The sequence below is a fragment of the Actinoplanes sp. NPDC049668 genome (assembly GCF_044465445.1).
GTDB lineage: Bacteria > Actinomycetota > Actinomycetes > Mycobacteriales > Micromonosporaceae > Actinoplanes.
Genome location: NZ_JBITLR010000003.1, coordinates 874,933 through 899,280, shown reverse-complemented (window position 1 = coordinate 899,280; position 24,348 = coordinate 874,933). Strand labels below are relative to the sequence as shown.

Annotated in this window: 19 protein-coding genes; 8 read left to right on the top strand and 11 right to left on the bottom strand. The window is 67.2% G+C overall.

The genetic code is table 11. The features are described from left to right. Positions 1–45 precede the first annotated feature (45 nt). Together ACIBSW_RS16855 and ACIBSW_RS16850 are read right to left on the bottom strand one after the other, a co-directional pair. Positions 46–2,673: a PKD domain-containing protein gene (locus ACIBSW_RS16855; RefSeq protein ID WP_354725367.1), complete on the bottom strand. Its 2,628-nt coding sequence runs from the start codon at positions 2,671–2,673 to the stop codon at positions 46–48. Between the two features lie 274 nt (positions 2,674–2,947). Then, positions 2,948–3,445, bottom strand: coding sequence for a hypothetical protein (locus ACIBSW_RS16850; RefSeq protein ID WP_354725365.1), 498 nt, complete (start codon positions 3,443–3,445; stop codon positions 2,948–2,950). Positions 3,446–4,122: 677 nt separating this feature from the next. Here ACIBSW_RS16850 and ACIBSW_RS16845 point away from each other — a divergent pair. The 4 genes from ACIBSW_RS16845 (at position 4,123) to ACIBSW_RS16830 (ending at position 6,650) form a co-directional block, all read left to right on the top strand. Next, entirely contained in the window at positions 4,123–5,100 is a 978-nt protein-coding gene (locus tag ACIBSW_RS16845) for a recombinase family protein (RefSeq protein ID WP_354725363.1), read from the top strand. Then, positions 5,097–5,483: a hypothetical protein gene (locus tag ACIBSW_RS16840; RefSeq protein WP_354725361.1), complete on the top strand. Its 387-nt coding sequence runs from the start codon at positions 5,097–5,099 to the stop codon at positions 5,481–5,483. Before ACIBSW_RS16845 ends, ACIBSW_RS16840 begins: the two co-directional genes overlap by 4 nt. Positions 5,484–5,500: 17 nt before the next feature. Next, positions 5,501–6,301, top strand: a complete 801-nt coding sequence (locus tag ACIBSW_RS16835; RefSeq protein ID WP_354725359.1) for a recombinase family protein — start codon at positions 5,501–5,503, stop codon at positions 6,299–6,301. Positions 6,302–6,515: 214 nt separating this feature from the next. Further along, complete coding sequence (locus tag ACIBSW_RS16830; protein WP_260415182.1) at positions 6,516–6,650, top strand: hypothetical protein; 135 nt, start codon at positions 6,516–6,518, stop codon at positions 6,648–6,650. An 804-nt stretch (positions 6,651–7,454) separates the two neighbouring features. Here ACIBSW_RS16830 and ACIBSW_RS16825 read toward each other — a convergent pair. Beyond that, positions 7,455–10,064: a DEAD/DEAH box helicase gene (locus ACIBSW_RS16825; RefSeq protein WP_354725357.1), complete on the bottom strand. Its 2,610-nt coding sequence runs from the start codon at positions 10,062–10,064 to the stop codon at positions 7,455–7,457. Between the two features lie 253 nt (positions 10,065–10,317). On the opposite strand from ACIBSW_RS16825, the gene ACIBSW_RS16820 reads away from it, so the two are divergent. Next, positions 10,318–10,749: a hypothetical protein gene (locus ACIBSW_RS16820; protein ID WP_354725355.1), complete on the top strand. Its 432-nt coding sequence runs from the start codon at positions 10,318–10,320 to the stop codon at positions 10,747–10,749. A 272-nt stretch (positions 10,750–11,021) separates the two neighbouring features. Continuing rightward, entirely contained in the window at positions 11,022–12,638 is a 1,617-nt protein-coding gene (locus ACIBSW_RS16815) for a recombinase family protein (protein WP_354725353.1), read from the top strand. Between the two features lie 167 nt (positions 12,639–12,805). Here ACIBSW_RS16815 and ACIBSW_RS16810 read toward each other — a convergent pair whose 3' ends face one another. The 6 genes from ACIBSW_RS16810 to ACIBSW_RS16785 form a co-directional block, all read right to left on the bottom strand. Next, positions 12,806–13,456: a DUF6928 family protein gene (locus tag ACIBSW_RS16810; protein WP_354725351.1), complete on the bottom strand. Its 651-nt coding sequence runs from the start codon at positions 13,454–13,456 to the stop codon at positions 12,806–12,808. 509 nt (positions 13,457–13,965) lie between these two features. After that, positions 13,966–14,487 carry a hypothetical protein gene (locus tag ACIBSW_RS16805; protein WP_354725349.1) on the bottom strand — a complete coding sequence of 174 codons (522 nt, stop codon included), beginning with the start codon at positions 14,485–14,487 and terminating at the stop codon, positions 13,966–13,968. Then, positions 14,484–16,139 (bottom strand): alpha/beta hydrolase, encoded by a 1,656-nt coding sequence (locus ACIBSW_RS16800; RefSeq protein WP_354725347.1) that lies wholly within the window; start codon positions 16,137–16,139, stop codon positions 14,484–14,486. The genes ACIBSW_RS16805 and ACIBSW_RS16800 overlap by 4 nt, the downstream gene beginning before the upstream one ends. A gap of 5 nt (positions 16,140–16,144) precedes the next feature. Beyond that, positions 16,145–16,450: a hypothetical protein gene (locus tag ACIBSW_RS16795; protein WP_354725345.1), complete on the bottom strand. Its 306-nt coding sequence runs from the start codon at positions 16,448–16,450 to the stop codon at positions 16,145–16,147. Between the two features lie 576 nt (positions 16,451–17,026). After that, complete coding sequence (locus ACIBSW_RS16790) at positions 17,027–17,389, bottom strand: nucleotide pyrophosphohydrolase (protein WP_354725343.1); 363 nt, start codon at positions 17,387–17,389, stop codon at positions 17,027–17,029. Further along, positions 17,382–19,262: a DNA/RNA helicase domain-containing protein gene (locus tag ACIBSW_RS16785; protein ID WP_354725341.1), complete on the bottom strand. Its 1,881-nt coding sequence runs from the start codon at positions 19,260–19,262 to the stop codon at positions 17,382–17,384. The genes ACIBSW_RS16790 and ACIBSW_RS16785 overlap by 8 nt, the downstream gene beginning before the upstream one ends. Positions 19,263–19,660: 398 nt before the next feature. Between ACIBSW_RS16785 and ACIBSW_RS16780 the strand changes: the two genes are divergently transcribed. Beyond that, the gene (locus ACIBSW_RS16780; protein WP_354725339.1) at positions 19,661–19,957 is read left to right on the top strand and encodes a hypothetical protein; all 297 of its coding nucleotides are present in this window, start codon (positions 19,661–19,663) and stop codon (positions 19,955–19,957) included. Between the two features lie 33 nt (positions 19,958–19,990). On the opposite strand, the gene ACIBSW_RS16775 is transcribed toward ACIBSW_RS16780, so the two are convergent. Next, positions 19,991–20,596 (bottom strand): DNA-binding response regulator, encoded by a 606-nt coding sequence (locus ACIBSW_RS16775; RefSeq protein ID WP_354725337.1) that lies wholly within the window; start codon positions 20,594–20,596, stop codon positions 19,991–19,993. A gap of 179 nt (positions 20,597–20,775) precedes the next feature. Here ACIBSW_RS16775 and ACIBSW_RS16770 point away from each other — a divergent pair, with 179 nt between their 5' ends. Then, positions 20,776–21,033, top strand: coding sequence for a hypothetical protein (locus ACIBSW_RS16770; protein ID WP_354725335.1), 258 nt, complete (start codon positions 20,776–20,778; stop codon positions 21,031–21,033). Between the two features lie 157 nt (positions 21,034–21,190). Here the strand turns inward: ACIBSW_RS16770 and ACIBSW_RS16765 are convergent, their stop codons facing one another. Beyond that, the gene (locus ACIBSW_RS16765) at positions 21,191–24,232 is read right to left on the bottom strand and encodes a toll/interleukin-1 receptor domain-containing protein (protein WP_354725333.1); all 3,042 of its coding nucleotides are present in this window, start codon (positions 24,230–24,232) and stop codon (positions 21,191–21,193) included. Between the last annotated feature and the right edge of the window lie 116 nt (positions 24,233–24,348).

The following is a 24,348-nucleotide window of genomic DNA, read 5'->3' as shown; positions in this document are numbered from 1 at the left end:
GGCGCCGCCCGGTGAGGGCGGCGCCGGGCGGTGATCAGGCCCGGGTCACGGCCACTGGATCAGTGTCATCCCGGAGCGCATCGGCAGCGGTTCCGCCACGTCGACGTCGTAGCCGGCCGAGGCGCGGCTGTCGTAGAGGACGTCACCGGTGGGATAGGCGCCCTTGGACAGCGGCCACACCACCGTGCGTACCCTGTCCGGTCCGTTCTGGCAGGCGCCCGCGCGGGTGGCGCCGGTGCAGCTCTCGTAGGCGTAGAAGACGATCCCGTACCGCTCGGACCGGCCCGCGAGGGTGCCGGTGGTCTTCGCCGCGATCTTGCCGTCGGGGGTCACCACCAGCCACTCGAGAGTGCTGCCGGTGATGTCGAAACGGTACGGGTCGACCGGCAGCCAGTTGCGGGCGGCGCCCTGCGGGACGCTCGGGTTGTTCTGCGGGTAGTAGTGGCCGGCCAGGTGCGCCCAGCCCTCCCCCGCGACCGTTGGCGACCCGGTCAGGGCGCCCGCCGGCGAGTCGTAGGAGCCGTCGACGTTGGCCCAGCCGCCGTACGGGTCGTAGACGATCACCATCACGTCGGCGCTGCCGGCGCCGCCGTCGTCGTCGGTCACCGTGGTGCGGATGGTGAACATGCCGGCCCTGTCGAACGTGTGCGCGGCCCGGCAGGTCAGGTCGGCTCCGGCGTACGTGCTGGTGGTGCCGTCGTCCCAGGCGGTGACGCAGGTGTGGGTGTCGTTCTCGGCCGGTTCCGTGTAGGAGACGGCGAGTTTCACCTCGTCGCCCTTGCGGAACACCTGCCACGGCGCCGGGGTGACGACGCCGGGGTTCTCCGGCGGGTCGTCGGCGGCCGCGGCCGCCGTCGCCGACGCGGTGGCGACCAACGGGCCGACCCCGAATCCGGGCCTGACGTTGCCGAGCGTGACGAGGGCGCTGTCGCTGACGCCCGGGTTGACGCCGTCCCACCCGGTCAGGGTGACCTCGAAGACGCCGTCGTCGGTACAGGTGACCGCGGTGTCGGCCGAGGCGGTCGCCGAGAAGGAGCAGCTCGCCCCCGCGTCGACGCCGCTGACCGGCCGGAAGCTCCACCGCACGTCCGGCGTGCCCGACTCCGGGTCACTGGCCGAACCGTTCAGCGCCACCGGGCCGCCCTCGTCGCCGTGGACGTCCGGTCCGGCGCCGACCGTCGGCGGCAGGTCCTCGACCGGCTCGCCGCCGCCACCGCCGCCGGCGTCCGGCTCGTCCTCGTCCTCCGGGATCGCCTCGCAGTACTCGGGGCCGCTGGACGGCGTGTCGGTGATCCGTACGAAGAAGCCGTCCTGCTTGTAGAGGATGCGGTCGTCGCGGTAGTACTTCTTCAGGGCGTTGCCGGCGCAGCCGTTGTCCGCCTTCAGCACGCCCTTGATGGAGTAGTCCCAGTCGAAGTCCGGCGGATCGCAGCAGGCCGCGCCCTCCATGGTGGAGGCGAACGGGTATTCGTCGCACTCCTGGCCGAGGGACGTGTCGTAGACGCTGGTCGGCAGCTTCGCGCACGCGGCGCGGACAACGGCCCGGTTGGCGTCGGCGATCGGGCTGTTCGTCTTCGCCGACCGGACCCGGTGCAGGGCCCAGGTGTCGAGGCGTTGCCCGTCGACGAACTTACCCGGGATGGTCTTGGCGGTGTTCTTGATCGGATAGGTGAGGCAGTACATGTCCTGCGCGCAGGCGATGTGCGTGGCCACCTCGGCGACGCTCGACCCGGGCGCCGCGGAGTATTGCAGGTGTGGGATCACGTCGTCGTTGATGCAGGCGGCGCTACGGCGTTTGCCGAAGATGCCCGCCGAGTCGCAGCGGATGGTGTGCTTCTCCGCCAGCGCGTCGGCCAGCCGGTATCCGAAGCTGTCGACGACGTAGCCGTGGAACTGCCATTGGTGCAGCAGGACGCTGTCGGCGGCCTGGCTCACCGAGGCGTCCGAGGAGACCGTCCAGCTGGTCCAGGCGTCGTCCCAGTCGTCGAGGCGCTTGCCGATGTACGAGCCGGACGAGTCGCAGCCCACCCCGCTCGACGGGCGTTCGGCGGCGGCGTCGCCGGTGCAGTCGATCTTCTGGTAGAGGATCGAGCTCTCCCGGATGTAGCCCTTGCGCGGGATGACGGTGAGCCCGGTCGACTTGAAGAAGATGGTCATGCCACGGCGGCCGTCGTCGCGGCCGTATGCCACGGCGTCGTAGTTCATGTTCATCTCGGACAGTTTGATCCCGCCCGGCACGCCCGGACCGGCCGTGCCGCGGACCGCGTTGAGCGTCCAACGCTGGCACCAGATGAACCGGTTGTGTACCCGACCCATCGCCGTGTTGGCGCCCGGCGAGGACAGGCACTCGTCGGCGTCGGAGCCTGGGAACGAGGGCGGGGTGCGCGGCGCGGTCGCCGCCGCCACCGTGGTCGGGTCCAGGAACGACTTCTGTCTCGTCTCGACGGCGATCTTGTCGGCATCGGCGGCCGTCGCGCTGCGGGCCTTGGGCTGTGCGACGCTGACGTTGCCCGCCTTGTCGACGGCTGGGCGGCCGAGGTAGCTGACGGCGCCGAAGTCACGCGCGGCCGGTGCGGGTTCCTCGGCGCGGGCGGCGCCGGGCGTGCCCGTGAGGCCGACCGAGGCGATGACGGCGCACGCCAGTGCGGCGACCAGACTTCTGGGTCTTCTCATTTCTCTCCCCCGTGTGACAGTGAATCCGAAGTGGACTCACCCGGGGTGAAAGTAGCGACAGACCTCTATGCCGCGCAGCCTCGAGTCGCGGATCCGCCAAACCGGTTCAGTCGCCTCCCGGCATCTGGTAGCCGAGCGACAGGGCCGACGCGGAGAGGCGCGGAACTAGCACACGGTGATCGTGGCTAGAGAGCCGGCGGTCCCGTGACCTTGCTATATCCGGGTCGGCTTTGAACGCTAGGAACTCGGCACCGAGATTCCCTCGATGCGCGTTTCAAAAATGCCGTCGGATGCCGAACGGGGTCAGCTCCTGGTCCCAGCCGCGGAACAGGTCTGTCACGCCGTGCACGGTTCGGAACGAGGCGCCCGGCGGGATCTGGACCGGGGTCTGCGATCCGACGGCGAGTCCTTCGGGGCGGGACGTGAACACGAGGAAGCCCCCGCGGCGGTGCCCGTCGAGGTCGGTGATGTGATTGATGGGGCAGGACCAGCGCGGTCCGGATCGTTCGATGACCGCCAGCCGATCATGGGTGCGCACCAGCAGGGCGATTTCCTGCTGATATTTGGCCGGCAGGTAGCCCAGGTCGACGCCGTACACGGAACCGGGCTCGCCTCGATTGAAGGATCGGACGTCGGGCAGTACGGCGATGGGCCCTACGGTGACAAACTGCGCGTCGACCGGCACTAGGGAAACCACCGTGTCGGACCTGGCCAGGTCCGACACCGCGCCCATCTGCCCGAAGAAGCGCTTGAAAAACTCCGCGAGCTTCACGGCTTCCTTGTTTCTCGCTCGTCAGCAGCCCGGTGGTGCCGGGCCCTATTGTGGCTGGCGGGTTCTATGACCCCAGGCAGAAAGCGTATGCCGTCGAGCTGCCGGAGCCCGGCCTGATCCACGATCACAGTCCCATTTCGCCGGACGGTCAGGTGCCAGTCCACCGGCGCATCGCAGGAGCTCCAGACGTTCACCCGCACCTGGTAGGAACCGTTGGGTGCCGTACCGGTGGGCCAGTAGATGTTCTCCACCGGGTTGTCGTCGCTTCACCCGGGCACTACGCACGCCAACTGTGATCACGTCCAGAACCTGCGCCGCGGCCACTACGAACTGGGAGCCGATGTCCGACCCGCACTCCGGGTCGCCGCAGCGTTCACCGAGCTGGCCAACGCGGTCTGACGAACGTGTCCGGCGAGCTCAGCGCGTCTGCCGGTCCCGCAACGCAACGGACCCTTGCTCCTCGTCTCGCGACGTTGGACCCCGGTCGGGTGACTTGCACGGTCGCACGAGAAGAACGGGCTTAGCGTCGACCGTAGGCGGATCGCATCCGTCGATGCGGGGTCATCATGACCGTTCACCTACCGTCCGCCACCGACAGCAGCTCGCTCGCCGCCTGGGCCGCAAGCCAACGCAAGACAGGCCCGCGACGTCTCCGCCCGGAGGTCGGAAGTCTGCGGTTGGCGTTCTACGGCCGTATTTCCACCAACGATCACCAGGACCACGGCTCATCACGGCACTGGCAACTCACGGCAGCTACCGATCTGATCGCCGGGCACGGCCGTATCGTCTGCGAGTACTTCGACGCCGGTGTCTCCCGGCGGACTGCCTGGCCTGATCGCCCTCACGCGGCGCGCCTGCTGGCCAACATGACCGCCGCCAGCCGCACCTTCGACGCGGTCGTGGTCGGCGAGTACGAACGAGCCTTCCAAGGTCAGCAACTCGACCAGCTCACGCCGGTCCTCCGGCGCCACAGCATCGCGTTATGGCTGCCGGAGACCTACGGACCGGTCGACTTCGACCATCCTCGACAACTCGCGCTGCTCGATCTGCTCGGGGTTCGCTCCCAACGCGAGGTCGCCACGGCCCGGTACCGGGTCATCGCGGCGATGCGTGCCCAGACCAAGCTGCAGGGCCGGCACCTCGGCGGGCGACCACCCTACGGCTACCGGCTGGTCGATGCGGGCCCGCACGCGAACCGCGCCGACGCCGCCTGGGGACGGCGTCTGCACCGCCTCGACCCGGAACCGGTCACCGCCGCGACCCTCCAGTGGATCTTCGCGCCGCGACTCGCCGGCCGCAGCATCGCAAAGATCACCCGGGAGCTGAACGAGCGCCAGATGCCCTGCCCGTCACGTGCGGATCAAAGGCGGAATCCGCACCGCAGCGGCACGGGATGGATGCTCACCACCGTCGCGGCAATCCTGGCCAACCCGCGGTACACCGGCCGACAGGTCTGGAACCGGCAACGCACCGACCGCGACGACCTCGAACCCTCGACGGGATTGCTCGACACAGCGAGAATCTCGCGACGCAGTGGGCTATCTCCGCGGAGCCGGCTCACCCGGCCCTGGTCAGCGAGGCCGACTTCGTCGCTGTCCAGCACATCCACACCGCCCCGGTTCCCACCGACGGCACAATCCGCACCTACGCGTTGACCAGATTGGTCTACTGCGGCATCTGCGAGCGCGCCCTGGACGCCCACTGGACACACGGCCGCGCCGGCTACCGCTGCCGGCACGGCCGCACCAGTTCCCGACCTGCCGACGCTGCTCCGCAGCACATCCTCTATTGCCGAGAGGATCATCTCGTCGAACTGCTCCAGTGCAACCCGAAGCTCCTGCAGGCTCACCCGCGGCTGCGGAACACCACCGCGAGGACCGCCGCCGAGGTGCTGCGCCAGCACGGCATGATCCTGGTCGGCGACCACGAGAACTGGACCGTCGAAACCAACGGCACCACCATCACCCTGACCGCGGCACCACTACCCAAGGCCCTACAAGCAAGAATTCCCGCCCAACGGGACGGGGATCAAGAGTAAAGCGAGGAATCCACACGGTGTGGCTGCCGGAATTAGATGGGCCAGTAACGGCCCCGCACGTGCGGTGGATCTTCGCCCGCAGGCTGGCCGGCGACAGTGCCGCGGGTATCGCTCGGGCACTCAATGAGCGGAACGTGCCGTCACCGGCCGCTCATGATCCCGCACGGAACAGGCACCGGATCGGCACAGCGTGGACGTTACGGACCCTGGCAGAGATCCTCGCCAACCCGCGCTACACCGGCCGGCAGGTGTGGAACCGGCAGCGTACCGACCACAACGAGACGGTCGCTGGTGACAAGCGCACCAGTCTCGGCCCGACTCGGGCCTGGAACCCGCGCAGCGAATGGGTGATCTCGCAGCAGCCGGCGCAGCCGGCCCTGGTCGACGAGGCCGACTTCCTCGCGGTTCAACAGGTCACCGCAGTCCCGGCCCCGAAGGAGCGGGCCGTCCGCAGGTATCTGCTGACCGGGTTACTGGTCTGCGCGGTTTGCGGACGGCGCCTGGAAGCCCACTGGGTCCACGGCCGGGCCGGTTACCGTTGCCGCCACGGCCGCGCCAGCGTCCGACCCGGCGACCATCGCGTGCGGAACGTGTACTGGGCCGAACGGCGGATCATCGACGCCATGCTCTACCGCCTGGGCTACTCCGGCGAGCTGCCAGTCCTGGCCGGCGCCGACGACCTACTCGCCCATCTTCGGGCCCAGGGCCAGGTCATCGTCTGCGGCCTGGACACCCTCAGCCTCGAACCGATCGACCTGGAAAGAACAGTAACCCCCACCACAGCCGTCCCTCGATGGGATGACTCTGGTGGGGGTTAACGTGTTCGAGACTTGAACCCCCACGATGATACTGCCGCTAACCTGGGAAAACGCTATCTGTCCGGGTATGGGACCGTCAACTGTGGAGCTTTGTGTAGTCCTCTGTGGCCGCAGCAATCATGTGGTGTTCCCGGCGGGAACACCGATGATCTTGGTTCACCGTTGGCGGCCCGGCACCGCAGGAGTTCGGTTAGCGACACGAGAGCACGTCGCTTTGTCCCATGCCGTGCCGCTGGCCGTGCTCTCCAAGACGATGCGGCACAAGAACGTGACCACCACGATCAACCTCTACGGCCACCTCACCCGCGAAGCCGCCGACGACGGTGTGAGCCACCTGCGCGGCCTTTGACGCCGCCGACGCCCAGGCAGCCTGACCGCCGTTGCAAGATTCGTGCACGGCTGCGACAGCCACGCGACAACATGGCTCCGAAACGATCGCGGGGGATATGCCTTCATCGGCATATCCCCTGGTCAGATTGGTCGGGCTGACAGGATTTGAACCTGCGACCCCTTGTTACCGGCCGCGACGGCACACGGCTTGCCAGTGGTCGTCGCGGTTTGGCGTTGACCTGCACAAACGCCGTCACAGCGTGATCATCGTTTGCCGTCCGTTGTCAACGCTTCGAACGGGTTATCGAGGGGTAAACGGGGGCAGTCGAACCGGCCCTCGCGGATACCGCCGTCACGGCGCGGTTGGGCGACAGGTTGACGCCCAACCGGGGCAATCGAGCGCCGCGCCGTCACGGTGCTTGGGCGGATGAACTCCTCATTCCGCCGCGGGTGTCACACTCAGTGAAACCGGGCCACCGCGGCTCGGGTCGCCTCAGCGTCATGTTGCGCCTGTTGTCGAAGCGCTGACACGTTGTTGGCAGTGAGGTCGGGAAAGCGACGCAGCTCCCGCCGGACCCCCTCCTCGAAGCCGAGCTCCCGATCGTAGTTGTCATCTTCGCCGAGGTCCTAGTCGAAACCGGCCATCATATGCAGCGCACATTTACTGGGTGTAGCCCTGTTTGCGAATGTGGCGCAGCCCGTTGATTTCGGCGTGCCGGGAGAAGAGCCGGGACGCCCAGCCGCCGGGCGGCTCGGGTCACCGCGGTCTCCCGGCCGTTGAGGTAGCCCATGGTGCCCAGGTCGGCGCTGCTGGGTCGTCGGTTCAGGAGCTCAGGAGCCGCTTCCGTTCCGATGCGACGACCTCACGGGCCAGCTGCGCCTCGGACAGGTCGACCGCATCCGGCGCCGCGTCGGCGATGTCGCTGCCTCGGGCGAAGTCCTCGAACAGTTTTCGCTTCGCCTCCAGCAGTTCGACGATGCGTTGGTCGACACTCTCCTCGGACAGCAGCCGGTGCACCTGCACCGAACGCACCTGACCCATCCGGTGCGCTCGCGCGATTGCCTGCGCCTCGATGGTCGGCTTGAGCTGTGGCTCGCAGAAGATGACCACCGATGCGGCCTGGACGTTGAGCCCGACACCGCCGGCCACGATCTGCGCTACGAGAGTGGCTCCGTGCTGTGCCGCTGAGAACTGGTCCACCATTTGCTGTCGCTCGTCGGAGCTGACCGAGCCGGTGAGCGGCCCGAAGACCGGTCCCGGCAGGGCCGCCGTCACCAGATCGAGAATGCTTCGGAAGTAGGAGAAGACAATGACCTTCCGCTCGTTTTCCTCCGCCTCGCGGACGAGCTCGACAAGCCGCCGCAACTTCTCGGATTTCGCGCCCTGGCGCATCGCCGCCTGACGCATCTCCATGAAGTTTCCGCTGTCGACCGCCGCCCGATAGACCGTAGCGTCCTCTTTCGACAGAGACAGCCACTCGTCGACCTCCACCAGCCCCGGCAGCTCGGACAGCACGTCCTCCTGGTTGCGCCGCAGGTACGCCGGTGCGATCTGGCGGCGGAACGCCTTCGCCGACAGTGCGTCGCCGTCGCTGTCGACCGTCAGGTCGGGCCGCACGTAGGAGGCGAGGCTACGGAACTCCGACACCTTGTTCTCCAGCGGTGTGCCGGTGAGCAGCACTGCGCGGGCGGCGCGCTCGACGATGGCGGCGGTGCGCACGGAACGCTGTGCGTTCGGGTTCTTGATGTAGTGCGCCTCGTCGACGACGACACAGGCGAGGTTGGGACCGGGCTGCCACGCGGCCAGCGTCTCGAACGTGGTGACCGCGACACCGCCGTCGCGTTCCCAGACGCTGGCCGCGTGGTCCCGGTCGGCACCGTACACCCGGTGGGCGCTGAGGGTCGACTTGCTCGTCACCTCGCGCACCCAGTTCGTCACGACGGCCGCGGGGCACACCACGACGAAGCGGTTCTCGCCCCGGCTGCGCAGGTGTGCCAGCACGGCGATCGCCTCGAACGTCTTGCCGAGGCCCATCTCGTCACCAATGATTACTTTGCGTTGCACGAGGGCGAAACGCACCGCGAAGCTCTGATAGCCGCGCAGCGATGCCTTCAGATGTTCGCCGTTGAGCGGCTGGTCGCGCACCGCCTTGACGATGTCGTCGGGAAGATTGCCGTGCGTGGCCTCCTCGTCGCCGGTGAGGAAGCCGAGTTCGGAGAGCATCGCGAAGTAGTCGGCCGGCCGGGCCAGGAAGTCTTCCCACGGGTCGCGGGTCCGGTGGCCCGACGGCTTGGTGCGACGCAACTGTTCGGCCCGGTGCCGCACAACGTTGATGCTCTCCCACAGCTCGCTCACCGGCAGCTCCCGCAGCGGAACCACCAGCAGATGCGATGTGGAGAAGGTGAGCCCCGCCACGATCGGCGCCAGTTCGGCCGCGCGTTCGAGGTCGGCGGCGGCGCCCCTGGTGCGGCGGCGAGCGTCCCATTCGGCGAGGCAGCGCAGCAGTTCGGTCTCCTCGGCGCTGCGCCGGATGACGTCGATGCGGACCGGCGTCTCCTCGAAGGTCGTGTGCCGCAACGTCTGCGCCGCGCCGAGAATGTGTCGCGCCGACACCTCGCCGACGCCCGGCATCGTCGACAGCGTGGCGGCGTTGGCCAGGACCTGCTGGACGGTGTGGATGCCGGCCGAGGCGAGGCCGCCGAGCCGGAGCCGGTCACGGGTCGCTGTCTTCAGCGCATCGGTCGACATCTCCCGCAGCACGCGCATCGTGTCGACCCGCCGCACGGTGATCGCGGCGTCCCTGGCCGCGGCGCGGTACTCCGCCTCGGCCTGCACGATCCTGTCGATGGCGGCCAGCGCCTTGGACAGGCCATCGAGCGCAGACCGTTGAATCACCTCGGGGCTGTGGGCCGGATCCTCGGGAACGACACCGAGCATGGGATCGACCAGCGCCTCGACGCCGATGTCGTCGTCGAGGGTGTGCTCGCCCAGCTCCTTGAGCCGCTGCGGCCAACCCGTTTCCGCGAACACGTCATGCTGACGGCGCAGGAACGCGGCCGACGCCTCGGCCCGCCGGCGCCTCCCCGGCCCGGCGAGATAGCGCCGCAGGCCCACGGCGGCGTTCACGTCGGCCCGCGCACGGGGCACCTCGACCGCCAGCAGCCGGATCAGAGCCTGATCGCCGCGGGTGAGCGTCGGCAGGACGGCGCGTTCGCGCAGGGGCCGCACGACGGAGCTGTGCTTGCGCTCCAGCGGCACCACCCGCCAAGCGTTGCGTCGTGCGTGCTGAACGAGGACGGCGCGTGACTCCAGGAGGCGTTCGGCAGCCTCCGCAGCCTCCCGCACGACGGCATGCCGGCGCTGAACGGCCGCGGCCTGCCGGCTCCACTGGGTGAAGTCGGCCATCAAGGCACGCAGCTCAGTCCGGTCCATAACGCCAGTCTGCCTGGGCACATCAATGGGCGTTGCCCCCTGGGGGCTTGCCCCCGGATCTTGGACACGGGGTTATGCGGCTGGGGTCAGCGTAGCCGCTGCGGTTCGAGTGTTCTCGTAGGCGATCGGGATTGCTGTCCGGCTCGTCACCATGCGTGATGAGTCCACCAAAAGCGAGCCAGAGCCCGTCGTTGTCAGCGGATCGGCCATGCCCTTGTCAGTGGTGGTTGCCGTCCTGAGATAGGTTCCCGCCATGACGCAGGTGCCGGAGCAACAGGACACACCGGGCGGCCGGGTGGTGCTGTGGGCGCAGTGGGGGCTGCTGACCGCCTACCTGGTCGGCAGTTTCGGCACCCTGCTCGCCGCCGTGGTGCAAGCCGGCGATCTCGGGGCCCTGCTGGATCCGAGGCTGGAACGGCTCGACGACCCGAAGGTCGCCCTCCCGGACTCGGTGTGGAACCCGCTGTCCTGGGTGTTCGGCATCTGCCGGCTGGTGGCCATGCTGGTCTTCCCGGTCGCGCTCGTGGGGCTGATATCCGGGGTGGCGGCCGTAGCGCATGCCCAGCGCGTCGGCGACCGCAAGGTGCTCCTCGGCAGCCTCGCCGCCATCGCGGCCTGGGTCGTGCTGCTGGCCGTCACCCTGAGCCCGTACGGCCGGCAGCTGCACAACTGGTTGCTCGACTGACCGGCGGCACGGTGTGCCAACAGGACAGTGCGCCAAACAGGACAGTGCCGGTTTGACGGTGCGAACACCCTCGATGTCAGTGTCGCCGGCCTCGCCAACCGGGGAGGCACGAGTGGGTTCTCCAGTTCGGGCTCTTCGCCTTACCGGGTGGTTCTTGGGATCCCGGGAGCGTCGTGGGGGTGAACGCCGCCGAGGTCGTTGCAGACCGCCCCGGGTCGGGCCTGCTATCGATATAGCAGTGGCTCGTTTCCTCTTCGGTGAGGTGATCGGCGATGCCTGCACACGCCTCCACTCCATCCACTCCCCCACCGAATTCGTTCGACGCCTGGCTGTCCGCGTCCCCAGCGCCGCGGGCCCGAGGCCGGTCAGTACGCCCAGGTGCGGGCGGTGTCAGGTTCGCCTTCTACGGACGGATCTCGACCAGCGAGTATCAGGATCCGGTGTCGTCACGGGCGTGGCAGATCGAATCAGCGCAGCGGGTGACCGCGGGCCGGGGCCGGATCGTGACAGAGTTCTTCGACACCGGCGCGTCGCGAAGCATGCCGTGGCGCAAACGCCGGCAGGCGGCAGCCCTGCTCGCCGCGGCAGCGGAGCCGGACCGCGGGTTTGATGCGGTGGTGGTGGGCGAGTTCGAACGGGCGTTCGCCGGTGGTGAGGCCCGCCGGATCATCGACACGTTGCAGGGCTACGGCGTGCAGGTGTGGCTCCCCGAGACCGACGGCCCGGTCGATCTCACCGACCCGGATCACCGGGCGCTGTTGATGATGCTGGGTCACCAGTCGCAGCGGGAGGTACTACGGGCCCGGTTCCGGGTCCGGGCGGCGATGGCGGCCCAGGTCCGCGAGCAGGGACACCATCAGGGCGGCCGCCCACCCTACGGCTACCAACTCGTCGACGCCGGCCCGCACCTGAACAAGATGCACGCGAGCTGGGGCCGGCGCCGGCATCGCCTCGAGGTGGATCCGGTGACCGCACCACACGTGCGGTGGATCTTCGCCCGCCGCCTGGACGGCATGAGTGCGGCCGGGATCGCCCGCGGCCTCAATGAGCGGCGGGTTCCGTCGCCGGGTGTCTACGACCGGGTCCGCAACCCGCACCGGCCGCGGGCCGTGTGGACCCTACGGACGGTCGCGGCGATCCTCGCGAACCCCCGATACACCGGAAGGCAGGTGTGGAACCGGCAGTTCACCGACCACCGCGAGGCGGTACCCGGAGACAAACGCAGCAGCCTCGGCCCGGTACGGATCTGGAACCCCCGCGACGAGTGGGTGATCTGCCCCGACCAGACCCACCCCGCGCTGGTCAGCGACCAGGACTTCACCACGGCGCAGGAGATCACCGCCCGCGCGACACCCGAAGACGGACAGGCACGCAGGTACGCGCTGACCGGCCTGCTGGTCTGCGGGACCTGCGGCAGACGGCTGGCCGGACACTGGGTGAACGGCCGTCCCGGCTACCGCTGCCGCCACGGACACACCAGCGCCCACCCCGCATCCGAGGACGCACCGCGCTGGGTGTACTGGGCCGAGGCACGCCTCGTGGAAGACCTGACCGCCACCCACGAAGCTCTCGCGGAGCTGGATGACGCCGACGACTTGGCGGCGTATCTGACGACGCGGGACATGGTGGTCGTCTGCGGTCGCGGCACTCTCACGATCGAGGACACGGCCGGCATACAGGTGGACGCACCCGTCGCCGCGGCCGACCACGGCGCCGCTCAGACCGCAGCCGCTGTGCCAGCGCCCGCGGAGCCGGCGATCAGCGAGGCCGAGACCCCGACACCGGTCGCGCGGCGGCCGCTCCGGCGCCCCGCGACGCGCAGGAGCCGAATGGCCAAGCGGCGCCACGCAGCAGAAAACCCCACCAGATCTCCCAAGAAACGTGAGTGATCTGTATGGGGTTTAACGTGTCCGACCGGGGAACTGGCTTGCGCACCGTGATTTTCGTTTGCCGAGCACTCGCCAGGGGTAACGCGCCCGAATGGTGATCGCGGCCAGGGGGACTGGTGTGCGACCTGCGACCGAGAGTCTCCTCAAGGAGATGCTTGCAGGCTTTGTCAGTCTCTTCCGAACTGCTCTCTGACGAGGAAGCCGTGCAGGTGGACGGCGTCGGCGTTGATGTCGTCAGGGTGAGGGTAGTCCTCCAGGACGAAGCCGAATAGCGCGCGCAGCGCCTCCTCGCCCAGTTCCAGCGGGTGGAACGGCAGTGGGTACGGTTCCTCGTCCTCCCAGTCCGGGTTCGGTTCGACCGAGTGTTCGCCGGCCCAGAAGGGGCGCTCGAAGGCGAACGGCTCACCGATGTTCTCCGCGATGCCGCCGTCGGGAGAGAGGCTCAGCGAGCGGATCAGGTTCCCGTTCTCCCACATCGCGAAGCAGAGCCAATCGACGGTGGAGTGCATGCCGTGCATGACGATGCGCCGGCCCGTGCCGAGCTTTACGAGGTGTTCCGGAAGTTGCGACGGCCGGTCGAGGACGAGCCGGTTGTCGGACAGGATCTCGGCGCCGGCCAGCACCGTGGCATACGTGAGGTTGTCGGGTGGGTAGGACAGTTCGGCCAGGAACCCATCCTCGGCCGGTGTCACCTCGTGCCCGGGGTGGATAGTGCGGACCAAGGCCTCGGCCTCCGCCGGTGTGGACCGGGTCGCGCCGAGTAACGCCGGCCGGAGGTCACCATCCGTGAAAGCCAATAAAGCCGTCTTCGCGCCCATGACACCGCAGCCTAGAGGACCGCACGGCAGCAATCGGAGAGGACGAGGACACGTATGGACGCTGGTCGGCACCGCCGGGCGTGCCTTGAGTGAGGCTCGCGTACTTCGTAGCGCTTCCCTGGACGCGGCTGGGTGCAGGAACACACCGCCGAACCCTCGGCCACGGTCGTCGAAGGAACGGAGACAGAGGAGGCAAGCGAACCGGCTGGCAAGTACAAGGTATAGGAACCGGCGGGCCGGGAGAGCGAGAAGAGTTCGTTGTTGTACCGATGGAGGCGGTTGCAGGGCCGGTGCAGTCGCACCGTCGGCCGTCGGCGTACGGTATGTGGGTGTTCCGAAAGGAAATGCACGAACCCCACGAGGCACCACGTAGAACATGAATGACCTGCGTAGGGTTTAACGTGTCCGAACCCTATTCGCGCGGTTCGGCGCGTGAACCGGGTCGGCTCCCGATGCGAGTACGGGTGGGACTCGCAACGCGATCGGCGTCCATCCCGCACGGTGATCCGTCAGCTGTTGGCTGGGTCCTCACCTGGCGCTGGCTGGTAGCAGGCGCTGCCGAGGTTGAGCGAGAGCTGTACGGGCGGCCTGCTGCTGTCCACGGAGATGCTGTTACCCGATGCCGGGTCCCGTCCGGACAGGGTGCCGCGCACGCCGTCGGACAGGGTGCGATAGTCGACGATCTCCCACTTCTGCCCCACCCAGGTGTCGTGGACGGCACGCAGCGCAGCGACATGCTTGTCCGCCGGGAGTTTCACCGTGGCGAACGCGGTCAGGTTCCATCGGCCGTCGTCGGCCAACTCGCCGTTCTTTCCCTGGCAGGCGGCGGTTCGCGCTTCCCAGCCGATCAGCTCACCGCCGGCGAGCTGGGCGACGCTCTCGAACTGCTGGCGCGCGAGCGCCTCCACGTCGGCCTTCTTCTTGGTCTGCAACGGTGCCTCCGTGCCGCCGGGCTGGTCGTCGTTGGAGCTGCAGGCGGTCGCGGCCAGCAGCAGGGCGGTGACGAGGACGACCCCCGCGCGGCGTCTCATGAGGGTGCCTTCCCGGACGTCAGTGGTGCGAGTTCGTAATCTCCGAGCACGATCGCGGCCTGGCTCTTCAAGCTGATCGAGTTCGCGTCCCAGTATCCGGAGTGGCCGCGGGTGTCGATGTGCAGCACATTGCCGCCGAACCCGGGGTAGTGCGGGCCGGGGCCGTGGATGTTCTGGTTCGCATTCTCGCCGATCCAGTCACCGATCAACGGGATCTTGCTGGCTGTGTTCTCTGGGCGGGCGACGAAGTTGTCGTCGACCGCGGCGCCGGCCCAGACGTGATCGGTGGGCAGGGTGAACTGTGCGGCGTTGTCGACGCGCATGCCGGGGCTGCCCAACGCGACCATGTCGGCGACGGCCAGGCCGTCGCCGTGGCTGGCGGCTTCGCCGAGCACGGTGCTGCCGTAGCTGTGCCCGATCGCGGTGATGTGCGCCGGGCCGTCGTGGCTGGCGTGCAGACCGTTGACGAACCCGTCCAGCGCGACCGCGCCGGCGCGGGACTTGCCGCCGGCGGTAGCGGTGACGATGTCCTCATCGAGCGACGGGGTGTCGTAGCCGAGCCAGCCGATGACCGACACCTGGCTGGTGGGGTCCATCGACGCGGCCTTGCTCTGAATGTCGCTGGCCCGGCCGATCAGGCCGCCGATGCCGTCCAGCTCGGTGCCGACGCCGGGTACGAGCACGGCCGAGTAGTCGGCGGTGTCCGGGTTGCCGACCGCGACGGCGGCTTTGCCGTCACCGACCGGGTCGATGGTGAGCAGGTAGAGCCGTTTGCCGTCCGGGCCTTGTTCGGAGCGTTCCAGCTTGTCGAGCAGCTTCAGCGCCCGGTCGTGCTGGGCGTTGCCGTGGTCGAGGCGATTGTTGACGTTGTCGCCGACGTAGCCGCGCAGCGCGAGCTGGTTGGCATAGTCACGGTCGGTGGACGGCATGCCGTCCAGAGCACCGAACCTTTCCGGGTACGCGGTGAGGTAGAGCTGCCGCTGCTCGGGTGTCAGGGTCTTCCACCAGGCGTTGACCTGCCTCGGGTCGGTACCGGCCGCGGGGATCGATGCCTCGGTCAGCCCGAGGGCTTCGGCGGCGGCTCGGGCGTCATCGGTTGCGTCGCCATACTCGTACGCCTCTTGGCCGTACACGTTGGTGATCAAATCGCCGAGGGCTCGTGCGCAGCGGCTGTCGACCTCGGTCGCCCGGGTGAGAATGTCGCCGACCTGCTGGGCATAGTCGCGGGCCACGCTCATCCGCTGCTGCACGATCTGGGCGGAGTCGGGGTCGTGGATCTCCGCGTACGTCTGTCGAGGCGGGGTGACGCTGCCGTCGTCGCCGACGGTGAAGTCCTGGGCGCGGGCCGAGCTGAGCAGCGCCTGAAGTTGGCGCTGCAGGCCGCGTAGTTCATCGGCGGCGCCGCCGAGCAGCGACCCGACGGTGCGGACCTGCATGGCCGCGACCTCGAACTCGTCGTCGATCTTGTCGAGGAGCGTGTAGGCGGCGTCGGCGGCCGGGCCAGCCCACGGAGACGCCCTCAGCGGCCCGATGAGATCGGCGGAGGTATCGCCGGAGAGATCCTCCGCTTGTCTACCGAAGACGATCCAGGCGTCGGCGGCGGCGTCCAGGGCGTCGAACCGGCCGTCGCGCAGCTCCGGCAGAGTAACCACAGACGTCAGCCCTCTCGAAGGAACGCGAACCGGTCGGCGCTGACGGCATCACTGCGCCGGTAGTCCTTCGCGGTAGCGCTCAGCGCCTCGCCGACCTGGTCGAGGTAACGCTCAAACTTGCCGAACTCGTCGAGACGGGACGCGAGGACCTTGTCCAACGCGGACCGCAGCCGAAAACCACCGGGCAGACCGCCGATCGCCGTCCGGCTTTCCGGCTCGACCTCCGCCACTGCCTGATGCAGGCGCCTGGCCAGGCCGGCGCACTGACTCGCGGCGTTGTCCAAAATCGCCGGGTCCACCTGCGTTTCCATACCGTCCCCCGTTCCTAGGCTGGCAACCTACAACCTAAGCGATGAGGACACCTGAGTACGCGTGCGCAGATTCACCGACTTCGACACTGCCCGGTTGCTACGACTGCGCCGCCATGGTTCACAAGGCCCTGACCGTCCCGGCGCCGAACTGGCGCGCATTCGATCGACATGGCGTCGCCGCCAGCGGTGGCGGTCAGGATCTCGATCCTGATCACCATGCTTCGCAAGGATGTCGCGCCCTCGAACGTATCGCCGATTGCCAAAGGAGACGGGAGCGAATCGGAGCGGCCGAGGTAGAAGCCGATGGCCGACCCATCTGACACGGATCCAGCACGAGGCCGGGCATCGCGACCCCTTCCGTGTCAAGGAACGATCTTGAATCCCTGGCCCGGGGTCGAGGCCTGAGCTGACCAGCGCAAACGGTCCGCGGGAGTCCACGGTTGTCCGAGGTTGTACGCCTTGGTCGTCACTCAGTTAGTCACCCAGATCGGTGCCCCATGCATGTCACCGACACCGACTACCGGCTGAGGACGCGACTGGGACGCAGATAGCGCCAGCACCTCAGAGACCCGCGGACTAGTGGCTAAGGCGGGAAGAAGGCGGAGGGGGAAACCGCTTCTCGTTCAGCTGCACTTTCTTCCGGACTGCTTCGGCTAGGTCGATGTTGAGGACGTCTGCTAGCCGGATCAGATATTGGAGCACATCTGCCATTTCTGATTCGATGTCGGTGGCGTTGACGGGATCTTGCATAGCGTGGACCGATTCGGTGGCTGTCATCCACTGGAAGCAGGCAACTAGTTCCCCTGTCTCTCCAGCCAGCGCCATCGCCAGGTTCTTCGGGGTGTGGTACTTCTCCCAGTCCCGAGCTTGAGCAAAAGAACGTAAGAGATCGCCCAAGTCGCGCAAGCTATCCCCCGAGCGTTCCTGGCCGCTACTCATGGGTTGCTGCCTGCAGGGACGGGAGACCGAGCTCGGCGAGCATGTGCCGGGTCTCCTCGTCAACGGAGTACAGAATGCAACCGAGCAGGCTCCGGGTGAGCAGCACCTTGTAGGTGTTGCGGACAAGGTCATTGAAGTTGTTCGCGTTACGCAGGTCGCGGTCACGACTGGCGGCGGGCCGAGGTTCCCAATGATCCGTACGCCAGACCAGGTCTCCGCCGAGGATGACCCCGCCGTAGTCGTACTCGAAGCCTTGTGCGGTGTAGATGCAGCCCACCTGGTCGAACCCTGCCTTCTCCGTCGCCCACAGCGCGGACGGGGGAATGCCGTTCAACTCTTTGTCAGCCCGTGAGTTCCATGGACGGGTCCAAGAACCGACGACGACGTCCTCCACCAGCGTGCCGTCAGGGCGCGGGTTGCTCCACGGCCAGCAGAACCCTGCTGTGATCCGCGCTCCATACCCGCCTTTGATCTTGTTGCCGAGTTCCTCCTCCATCAGTGCTGGTGAATCAGCGAGCGACAGCTGGAACGTGTCATCGCCGGGCCATGGCCTCGGGCCACCGGGCCGCAGGCCGAGTAATTCCTCAACCCAGCGCACGTAGACCTCCGATCCGCCGCAGCGGAACTGTGCGTCCAAGTTCACCCGCCGCGCGGAGGTGCCGTTTCGTGCACAGGCCTCCTCGATCCTGGCCACTGTCCCGATCTCATTTGGCCGAACGCCTTGGTGCTCATCGATGAGGAAGACCGGGACCCTGGCGGCGCGTACCAACTCGTCTGCCTGTGGTGTGCCGTCCGGATTCTTGGCCTTGTTGAACCGATTGGTGGACACCTCACGGATCCGGTGCGCTTCGTCCACGATGAGTACATCCAGGCCGTTGCGCTCGGCATTCATGAAGACGTTGGAGTAGCGGAAGACATCCTTCACTCGCCGGACGCGTCGCCCGACCACGCGTTGCAACGTGGTGGTGAACGACCTGCTTCCGGTGGCGTGACAGACGGTGTGGCCACGTTTGGCGAGTTCACCTAGGAGCGCCACGGCGATCACGCTCTTGCCGGTGCCTGGTCCTCCGGTAATGACAACGGCTTCCTTCGCGTCGGAGCGCTTCGCGTGCTCCACCGCGCGGAGTACGACTTCGTAGGCGACCTGCTGCTCATCGAGCAGCGTGAACTGGGAACTGGCGGTAATCTCCTGCGCCACCAGTGGCAAGAGCTGCTTCGACGGGGCGATTACGGACGTAAGGAAATCGTCGGCGACCTGGGCCCCGGGAGCCGAGGTGAGGCGTTGTGCGAAGAACGACCGCATCGTCGCGACCTCGTCTGCCGCGAAAGCCGGATAGAGGCTCAGGTCAGCCACGTCCGGATGGCGCAGGCCGGCGATGTTGCCTGAGGTGGCGTTGTGCATGTACACGCAGCCCGAAAGTGAACCGGGATGACCGCCTAGGAACCGGTTAAAGTCTGCCAGGTACTCAACGTAGCGGCGCACCTGCTCTTGCGGGTGAAGGCGCTCCTGCTCACCCGCTCCGCTTACCTCCACCAGCCGATGCTCGATGTCCACCAGCTGCAGGCGACTCCACTGCTTGTTTTCGACCACCACACATGATGGTCCGCCACGAGGGTGTTGGCCGAGCAGGACTACATCCGCTCTTTTTGAGGACAGCGGCAGCCGGTACTCAACCAGTACCTCCACCGCCTCGAGGCCGGCGTCGGTCAGCTGACCTAGCAGTGGCGGGATGCTCCGCTCCCAGCTGCGAACCTCCGAAGGCGTGGGGTTATACCCGAACTGGAATCGAAACTGCTCCGTCAGATGAGGAACCAGACCGCCCGCTGCGACCTTATGTGTCAGGTCCGCAACCGATCCACGAAGCAGGAACATCCAAGATCCCTTCGCCAGCGCCTTCGATGCAGGCAAACCCTATCGCCCGCCTGGCACGTGGGGAGGAAATGGGGTGGTCTGTACTGAAACAACGGCTCAGCACCCCTGGTCAGACGGCGGGCGCGCCTCGCACTGCTGCTCGCTGACTGCTGAATGGGTGATCTCCCAACAGTTCGCTCACCCCGCACTGGTCAGCGAGGCCGACTTCCTGGCCGCTCAGCGGATCGCCGCGACCCCTGCCCCGACCGGTGAGGTCGTCCGCACCTACCTGCCGACCGGGCTGGTGATCTGCGCGGTCTGCGGGCGACGTCTCGAAGCCCACTGGCTCCACGGCCGGGCCGGCTACCGCTGCCGCCACGGCCGCACCAGCGCCCGCCCACACGACCACCGTGCGGAACGTGTACTGGGCCGAACGGCGGATCATCGACACCGTGCTCTACCGCACGAGCTACTCCGGCGAGCTGCCAATCCTGGCCGGCGCCGACGACCTACTCGCCCATCTCCGAACCCAGGGCATGATCATCGCCTGCGGCCTGGACAGCCTCAGCCTGGAACCGATCGAACTGCAGAAACAGGTAACCCCACCACAGCCGTCCCTCGATGGGATGACTCTAGTGGGGGTTAACGTGTCCGAGCCCAACACTCGGGATAAGCACACGGTGATCGCATCCAAGGAGCTGACATGCATGCCCTGACCCGACGATGGCCGATGGCAGGCCAACGGTTGCCTAGAGAAGGCCTCGGGCGCGGGCCGTCATGAGGGCCTCGGTGCGGGTCGCCGCGTTCAGCTTGCCATAGGTCGAACGCAGTAATCGGAACATCATTCGCTCTGAGTAGCCGACCTGCTCGGCCAGTCGGGCGATGGTCACGCCCTGGGCGAGTTCGCGCAACCAGTCCAACTCCCGTGGCGACGGCTGCCCAGCTGGTGGCGCCGTGGCGGCCGCGCCCGCGGACAGCGCTCGCACCACCTCGACCGGCAGCACGCTACGGCCGTGCACCGCCGCATCGAAGGCATTCCGCACCAGCCTGAGTGGCGCATTCCGCGGCACCGCGCCGATCGCGCCGGCGGACAGCGCGCGCAGGTATCCATCGACGTTGGGCTCGTCGAGCAACGCCAGCACGTCGGAGGCCGGGCGTGCCCGACGTATCTCGGTGAGCAGATCCCAATCCTGGGGGGAAACGAGCGCCAGTACCACGAGTCGACGTTCCTCGGCGCGCAGCCAGGTAAGCAGGTCCGCCGGAGTGTCCGCCTCGAAGCCGCCGTCGCCCAGGATGGCCACCACGCCTTGGCGATACACCGGGAGCGGGTCAAAGACGGCGATCCTGGTGTACATCGCTGGTTGGTCCTTCGCTTCTGGCCGGCTGATGACGCCGATCCTGTCTCACGACGCCCGATATGGCACCTCACCCTGACCTAGCATGTCGCCCAGTGTCGGCGGTCCGCCATCTTCAATTGCGTCATGGACCCGCTGCTCGGCCTCTACCTAGCGTCCAAGGTAGGCAGGCCTCGGAGGTGGTGATGGTCGACTATTCAGACGATGACGACGACGGCCCCATTGACCTGTCTCATGCGGCTGACGACGAGCCGTTCGACATTGGCGACATCGTCGCGCTGGATCCCCGCTATTACGACCAGGACGATCCGGCCCTCGAGTGGGAGGGCGAGGTGCTCGACCTCAGGGCCTCCGGGCGGGGCTGGCAAGTGCTGGTCGACTGGGAGTTCAACGACCGGACCTGGATGCCGCACAACCGGCTAATCGATGCCGACTAGTAGACCGGAGGACCGATTCAATGATCGATCGGTCGAGGGGCTTTGACGACAGCGGGAAGAACCTACCGCCGCGGAAACCGAACTCCATCTGGTGGCTTGCAGGCATGGTCGTGGTTGCCCTGACCATCGTGTTGGTGGTAGCGCTTTGACTTATCAGTTAGCCCTGAACTGCCCGGAGCAGTCGATCTACCATCTCGGGGTCGGCCGACTCTCCGAACTGCCGGAGCAGTATCTCATTGCGACGCGTCGCGCCGGGCGCCGCAGCGACCACTCGGGCCCGTCCGAACGCGGCGATCGCATGCTCTAGCTGGCCGCGGTCACCGCATAGGGCAAGGCCCGCGAGCACAAGTCCGCGAACGTTATGCTCACCGTAATTGCGCCGCGCCACGGGGCCGGTGCCGCTCTGCTGCTGGGACGCCTCGGCAAAGGCGGACCGAGCGGCGTCGCGGCGGCCGCCCTGGCGGAAGGCCACGATGCCCTGCAAGAGGTAAAGCTGGGCCGCGTTCTGGCTACTACGGTGCAGCATCCCGGCGCGGGCCGCGTCCGCGGCCTCGGCCACTCGCCCGGCGCGGAGATGAACCAACGCGATGGTCCGGCTGGCATCGCAAAGTAGCGCAGCGTTGCGTGCAACTACACCTGCCCAATGGGCCTGTTCCGCCGGTTCGAGCGCGGCCTGCGGCTGGTCCGAATTCACCAGCAGTTCGGCGCGCCGCAACGCGCAGACCCCGGCAAGCAGCTGAAACTCCCGGCCAACCGCGAGCCGCCTTGCCCGAGCGTTGACCATCAACGCCTCCTGTAGCTGGCCCATTTGGCCGTGCACCCAACCGAGATTCAGATGGAGCCGGATGATGACTTCATCAGCAACTGGGTACCGCTCGGCGATTGCAAGTCCGCGCCGGAAATGGCGGAGGGCAGCCTGGAAACGGCCGACGTGTCCCATTCCGAGCCCAAGATTAAGGTGCACGCGAGCCTGCTCCTCGTGCATTCTCAGGACCACAGCGCCGGCGAGGGCCATCCGGAATAATTGGTTGGCTCGTGTCAGTCGGCCGCAGCGCCCTTCCACGGCGGCTAACTGGCGCCACAGCGAAACCTTCGCGTCGGGCTCCGAACGGGCCAGTCGCAGCGCGTCTCGCAGGTCCTCCATCGCCTCCGCATACTGCTCGCGCTCGGAGCGTGCGGCTGCGCTCATGCTCAGATTGCTAATGCGCGCGCGACGACTGGGCAGATGTTCCGCGATGTCGGCTCGCAACGGCAGAAGCAGTGCGCTCTGGCCCCAGCGCCGTAGATATCGCTGGTCGAGGTGATTCATTAACCGGGTGGCCGTATCGTATTCTCCAGCCGTGACCCTCATCTCGATCTCGTTCAGGTGTCCGTCGAGGTCGGCGACCTGGCGGACTAGCCGTTCCGGCGTCCACGCCGCGTGGTGATAGTCGGCGGCCCGCTGACGCAGATCACGCAGGATCTCTGGCGCATCCCTGTGTAACCGTGCGACGACGTGCGCGCCATCCTGCGACGGCAAGTAGTAGCGCTCACCGTCGCGACGCGCCAGCTGCCGACGCTCCAAATTGCTCAGCAGCTCCTCTATCGCAGTGCCGCCAGCGGACTCCGGCAGCAAGTGCGCAAGGGCACCGGCAAGGACGGGTCGGCCATAAACGGCCAGCGCCTCCACAACGCGCAACTCCACGTCGAACAAGTCGCCTAGCATCCGTTCGAAGAGCACAAAGGCGACGTCTATGCCCGCCGGCTCCCGTTCAAGCCGGTCGAGCAGTTGGTCCGGCGTGGTGAACCACTCGACGAGCAGAATGCCGTAAAACAGCTCAAGCGACCGCGGTCGGCCTCCGGTGATGTCACGCAACCGGCTCAGGAAGGTGTCGTCCGCCAAGGCTGGACCGAGCAAGTTCTTGCTGTCCAACGTGCGCAAGAAATCGCCGGCTTCAGGCATCGGCAGCCCCTCGCGAAGCTCGACCTCGAGTGCCCTCGGCCGGCCCACCTCGCGAAACAGATCCCGGGGAAGATACTGCGTGACGAATAAGATCCGCACGCGATGGCCGTCACGCATGGCCAGCTCAAAACAGACCTCCCGTAGGTCCGGATCCCGCAGCTCCTGCGCGTCGTCTAGCAACTCTTCGGCGCCATCCACCACGACAAGAACGCCACGTTCGCCCAACGCGGCAAGCACGATCGCAAGCCTATCCACCGGGGGAATCGGCCGTTCCAGACGGCCTCGGACGGCCGTGGCATCCGGTTCTTCTAGCGCTCGAGCCAAGTCGAACAGCAATGCTCCTACACTCACCCGCCGATAGCCACACGCGTTTAGCAGGATCACGGCGCGATAACTGGCCAAAGATCCATATCCGAGCGACCGCCGCAGCCGGTCGAGAAGGGCGGTCTTGCCCATCCCGTCTCGGCCGGTGAGCGCGATTAGGCGGGCGGCGGGGTCCTTGAGTACCTCGGTGAGCCGGCGCAGATGTTCATCGCGATCATAGAATCGCACCGGAGGAATGCCGGGCAACTCATTGATCATACGCACGCCAGCGGCGGTGACCACCGGATTGTCATTGGGGTTCGGAGCCGGTTCGCGGTCCACGGCGAGGTCTCTCTCGATGCGCTCACGGTCGCGCTGTTGTGCGGTGACCGGGTCGGCGATCCGCTCCCGTTCGCTCGCGATCGAAGCGGCGAGCTCGCGGTCGCGAAGCACAAAGCGCTCGCGATCCGCTCCTGTGACACCGACTGCGCTTGCGGAGGCACGCTGGCGAACCTCCTCGATGACCGTTAGGCTCCCGGCGGGAGTGTCAGCGGTACTAAGGAACCGCGCGAGTTTCTGCCAGCCGGACTCGTCACCTTCCACCATGTTGATTAACGTCGGCGGGAAACCAAGCGACAGCGGTGGCGGTACCTCGGGCCTAGGCCGGATCAAGGCGCACCGCAGGTGGCGTGACCGAGCGCGGGCGACCTCCCGTTCGCACCACTCGCTTTCCGAGCTGGCCGCCGTCACAACAAACAGCGCGATGGTCGAGGCATCGATGGCACGCTGAATCTGCAGCGTAAACGGCGGCCCACCAGGGTCAATGAGATCGTCGGTCCAAACGCGCCAGCCCGGCAGAAGCTCCGGCAGGCGGCGGCGCAGCAGTTCCTTCGTGGCGGCGCCGTCTTTGCGAGCGTACGAGACGAACACCTGCGGTGCCCCGGGATCGACCATCCGCCCTCCAAACCGCGCCGTAAAGAGTGTGCGCAAGACGGGAACGCCGGGTCAAGGCAACCGCCTCCACCGATGGACGCTGATCTCCATCAGCGTGGTTCGGGCCGCGGGGCGGT

Coding starts and splice junctions, on each gene's coding strand:
- ACIBSW_RS16820 (WP_354725355.1), top strand. CDS start 10,318: ATGACGCAGGTGCCGGAGCAACAGGACACACCGGGCGGCCGGGTGGTG.
- ACIBSW_RS16805 (WP_354725349.1), bottom strand. CDS start 14,487: ATGAGACGCCGCGCGGGGGTCGTCCTCGTCACCGCCCTGCTGCTGGCC.
- ACIBSW_RS16825 (WP_354725357.1), bottom strand. CDS start 10,064: ATGGACCGGACTGAGCTGCGTGCCTTGATGGCCGACTTCACCCAGTGG.
- ACIBSW_RS16815 (WP_354725353.1), top strand. CDS start 11,022: ATGCCTGCACACGCCTCCACTCCATCCACTCCCCCACCGAATTCGTTC.
- ACIBSW_RS16855 (WP_354725367.1), bottom strand. CDS start 2,673: ATGAGAAGACCCAGAAGTCTGGTCGCCGCACTGGCGTGCGCCGTCATC.
- ACIBSW_RS16775 (WP_354725337.1), bottom strand. CDS start 20,596: ATGTACACCAGGATCGCCGTCTTTGACCCGCTCCCGGTGTATCGCCAA.
- ACIBSW_RS16765 (WP_354725333.1), bottom strand. CDS start 24,232: ATGGTCGATCCCGGGGCACCGCAGGTGTTCGTCTCGTACGCTCGCAAA.
- ACIBSW_RS16785 (WP_354725341.1), bottom strand. CDS start 19,262: ATGTTCCTGCTTCGTGGATCGGTTGCGGACCTGACACATAAGGTCGCA.
- ACIBSW_RS16790 (WP_354725343.1), bottom strand. CDS start 17,389: ATGAGTAGCGGCCAGGAACGCTCGGGGGATAGCTTGCGCGACTTGGGC.
- ACIBSW_RS16810 (WP_354725351.1), bottom strand. CDS start 13,456: ATGGGCGCGAAGACGGCTTTATTGGCTTTCACGGATGGTGACCTCCGG.
- ACIBSW_RS16795 (WP_354725345.1), bottom strand. CDS start 16,450: ATGGAAACGCAGGTGGACCCGGCGATTTTGGACAACGCCGCGAGTCAG.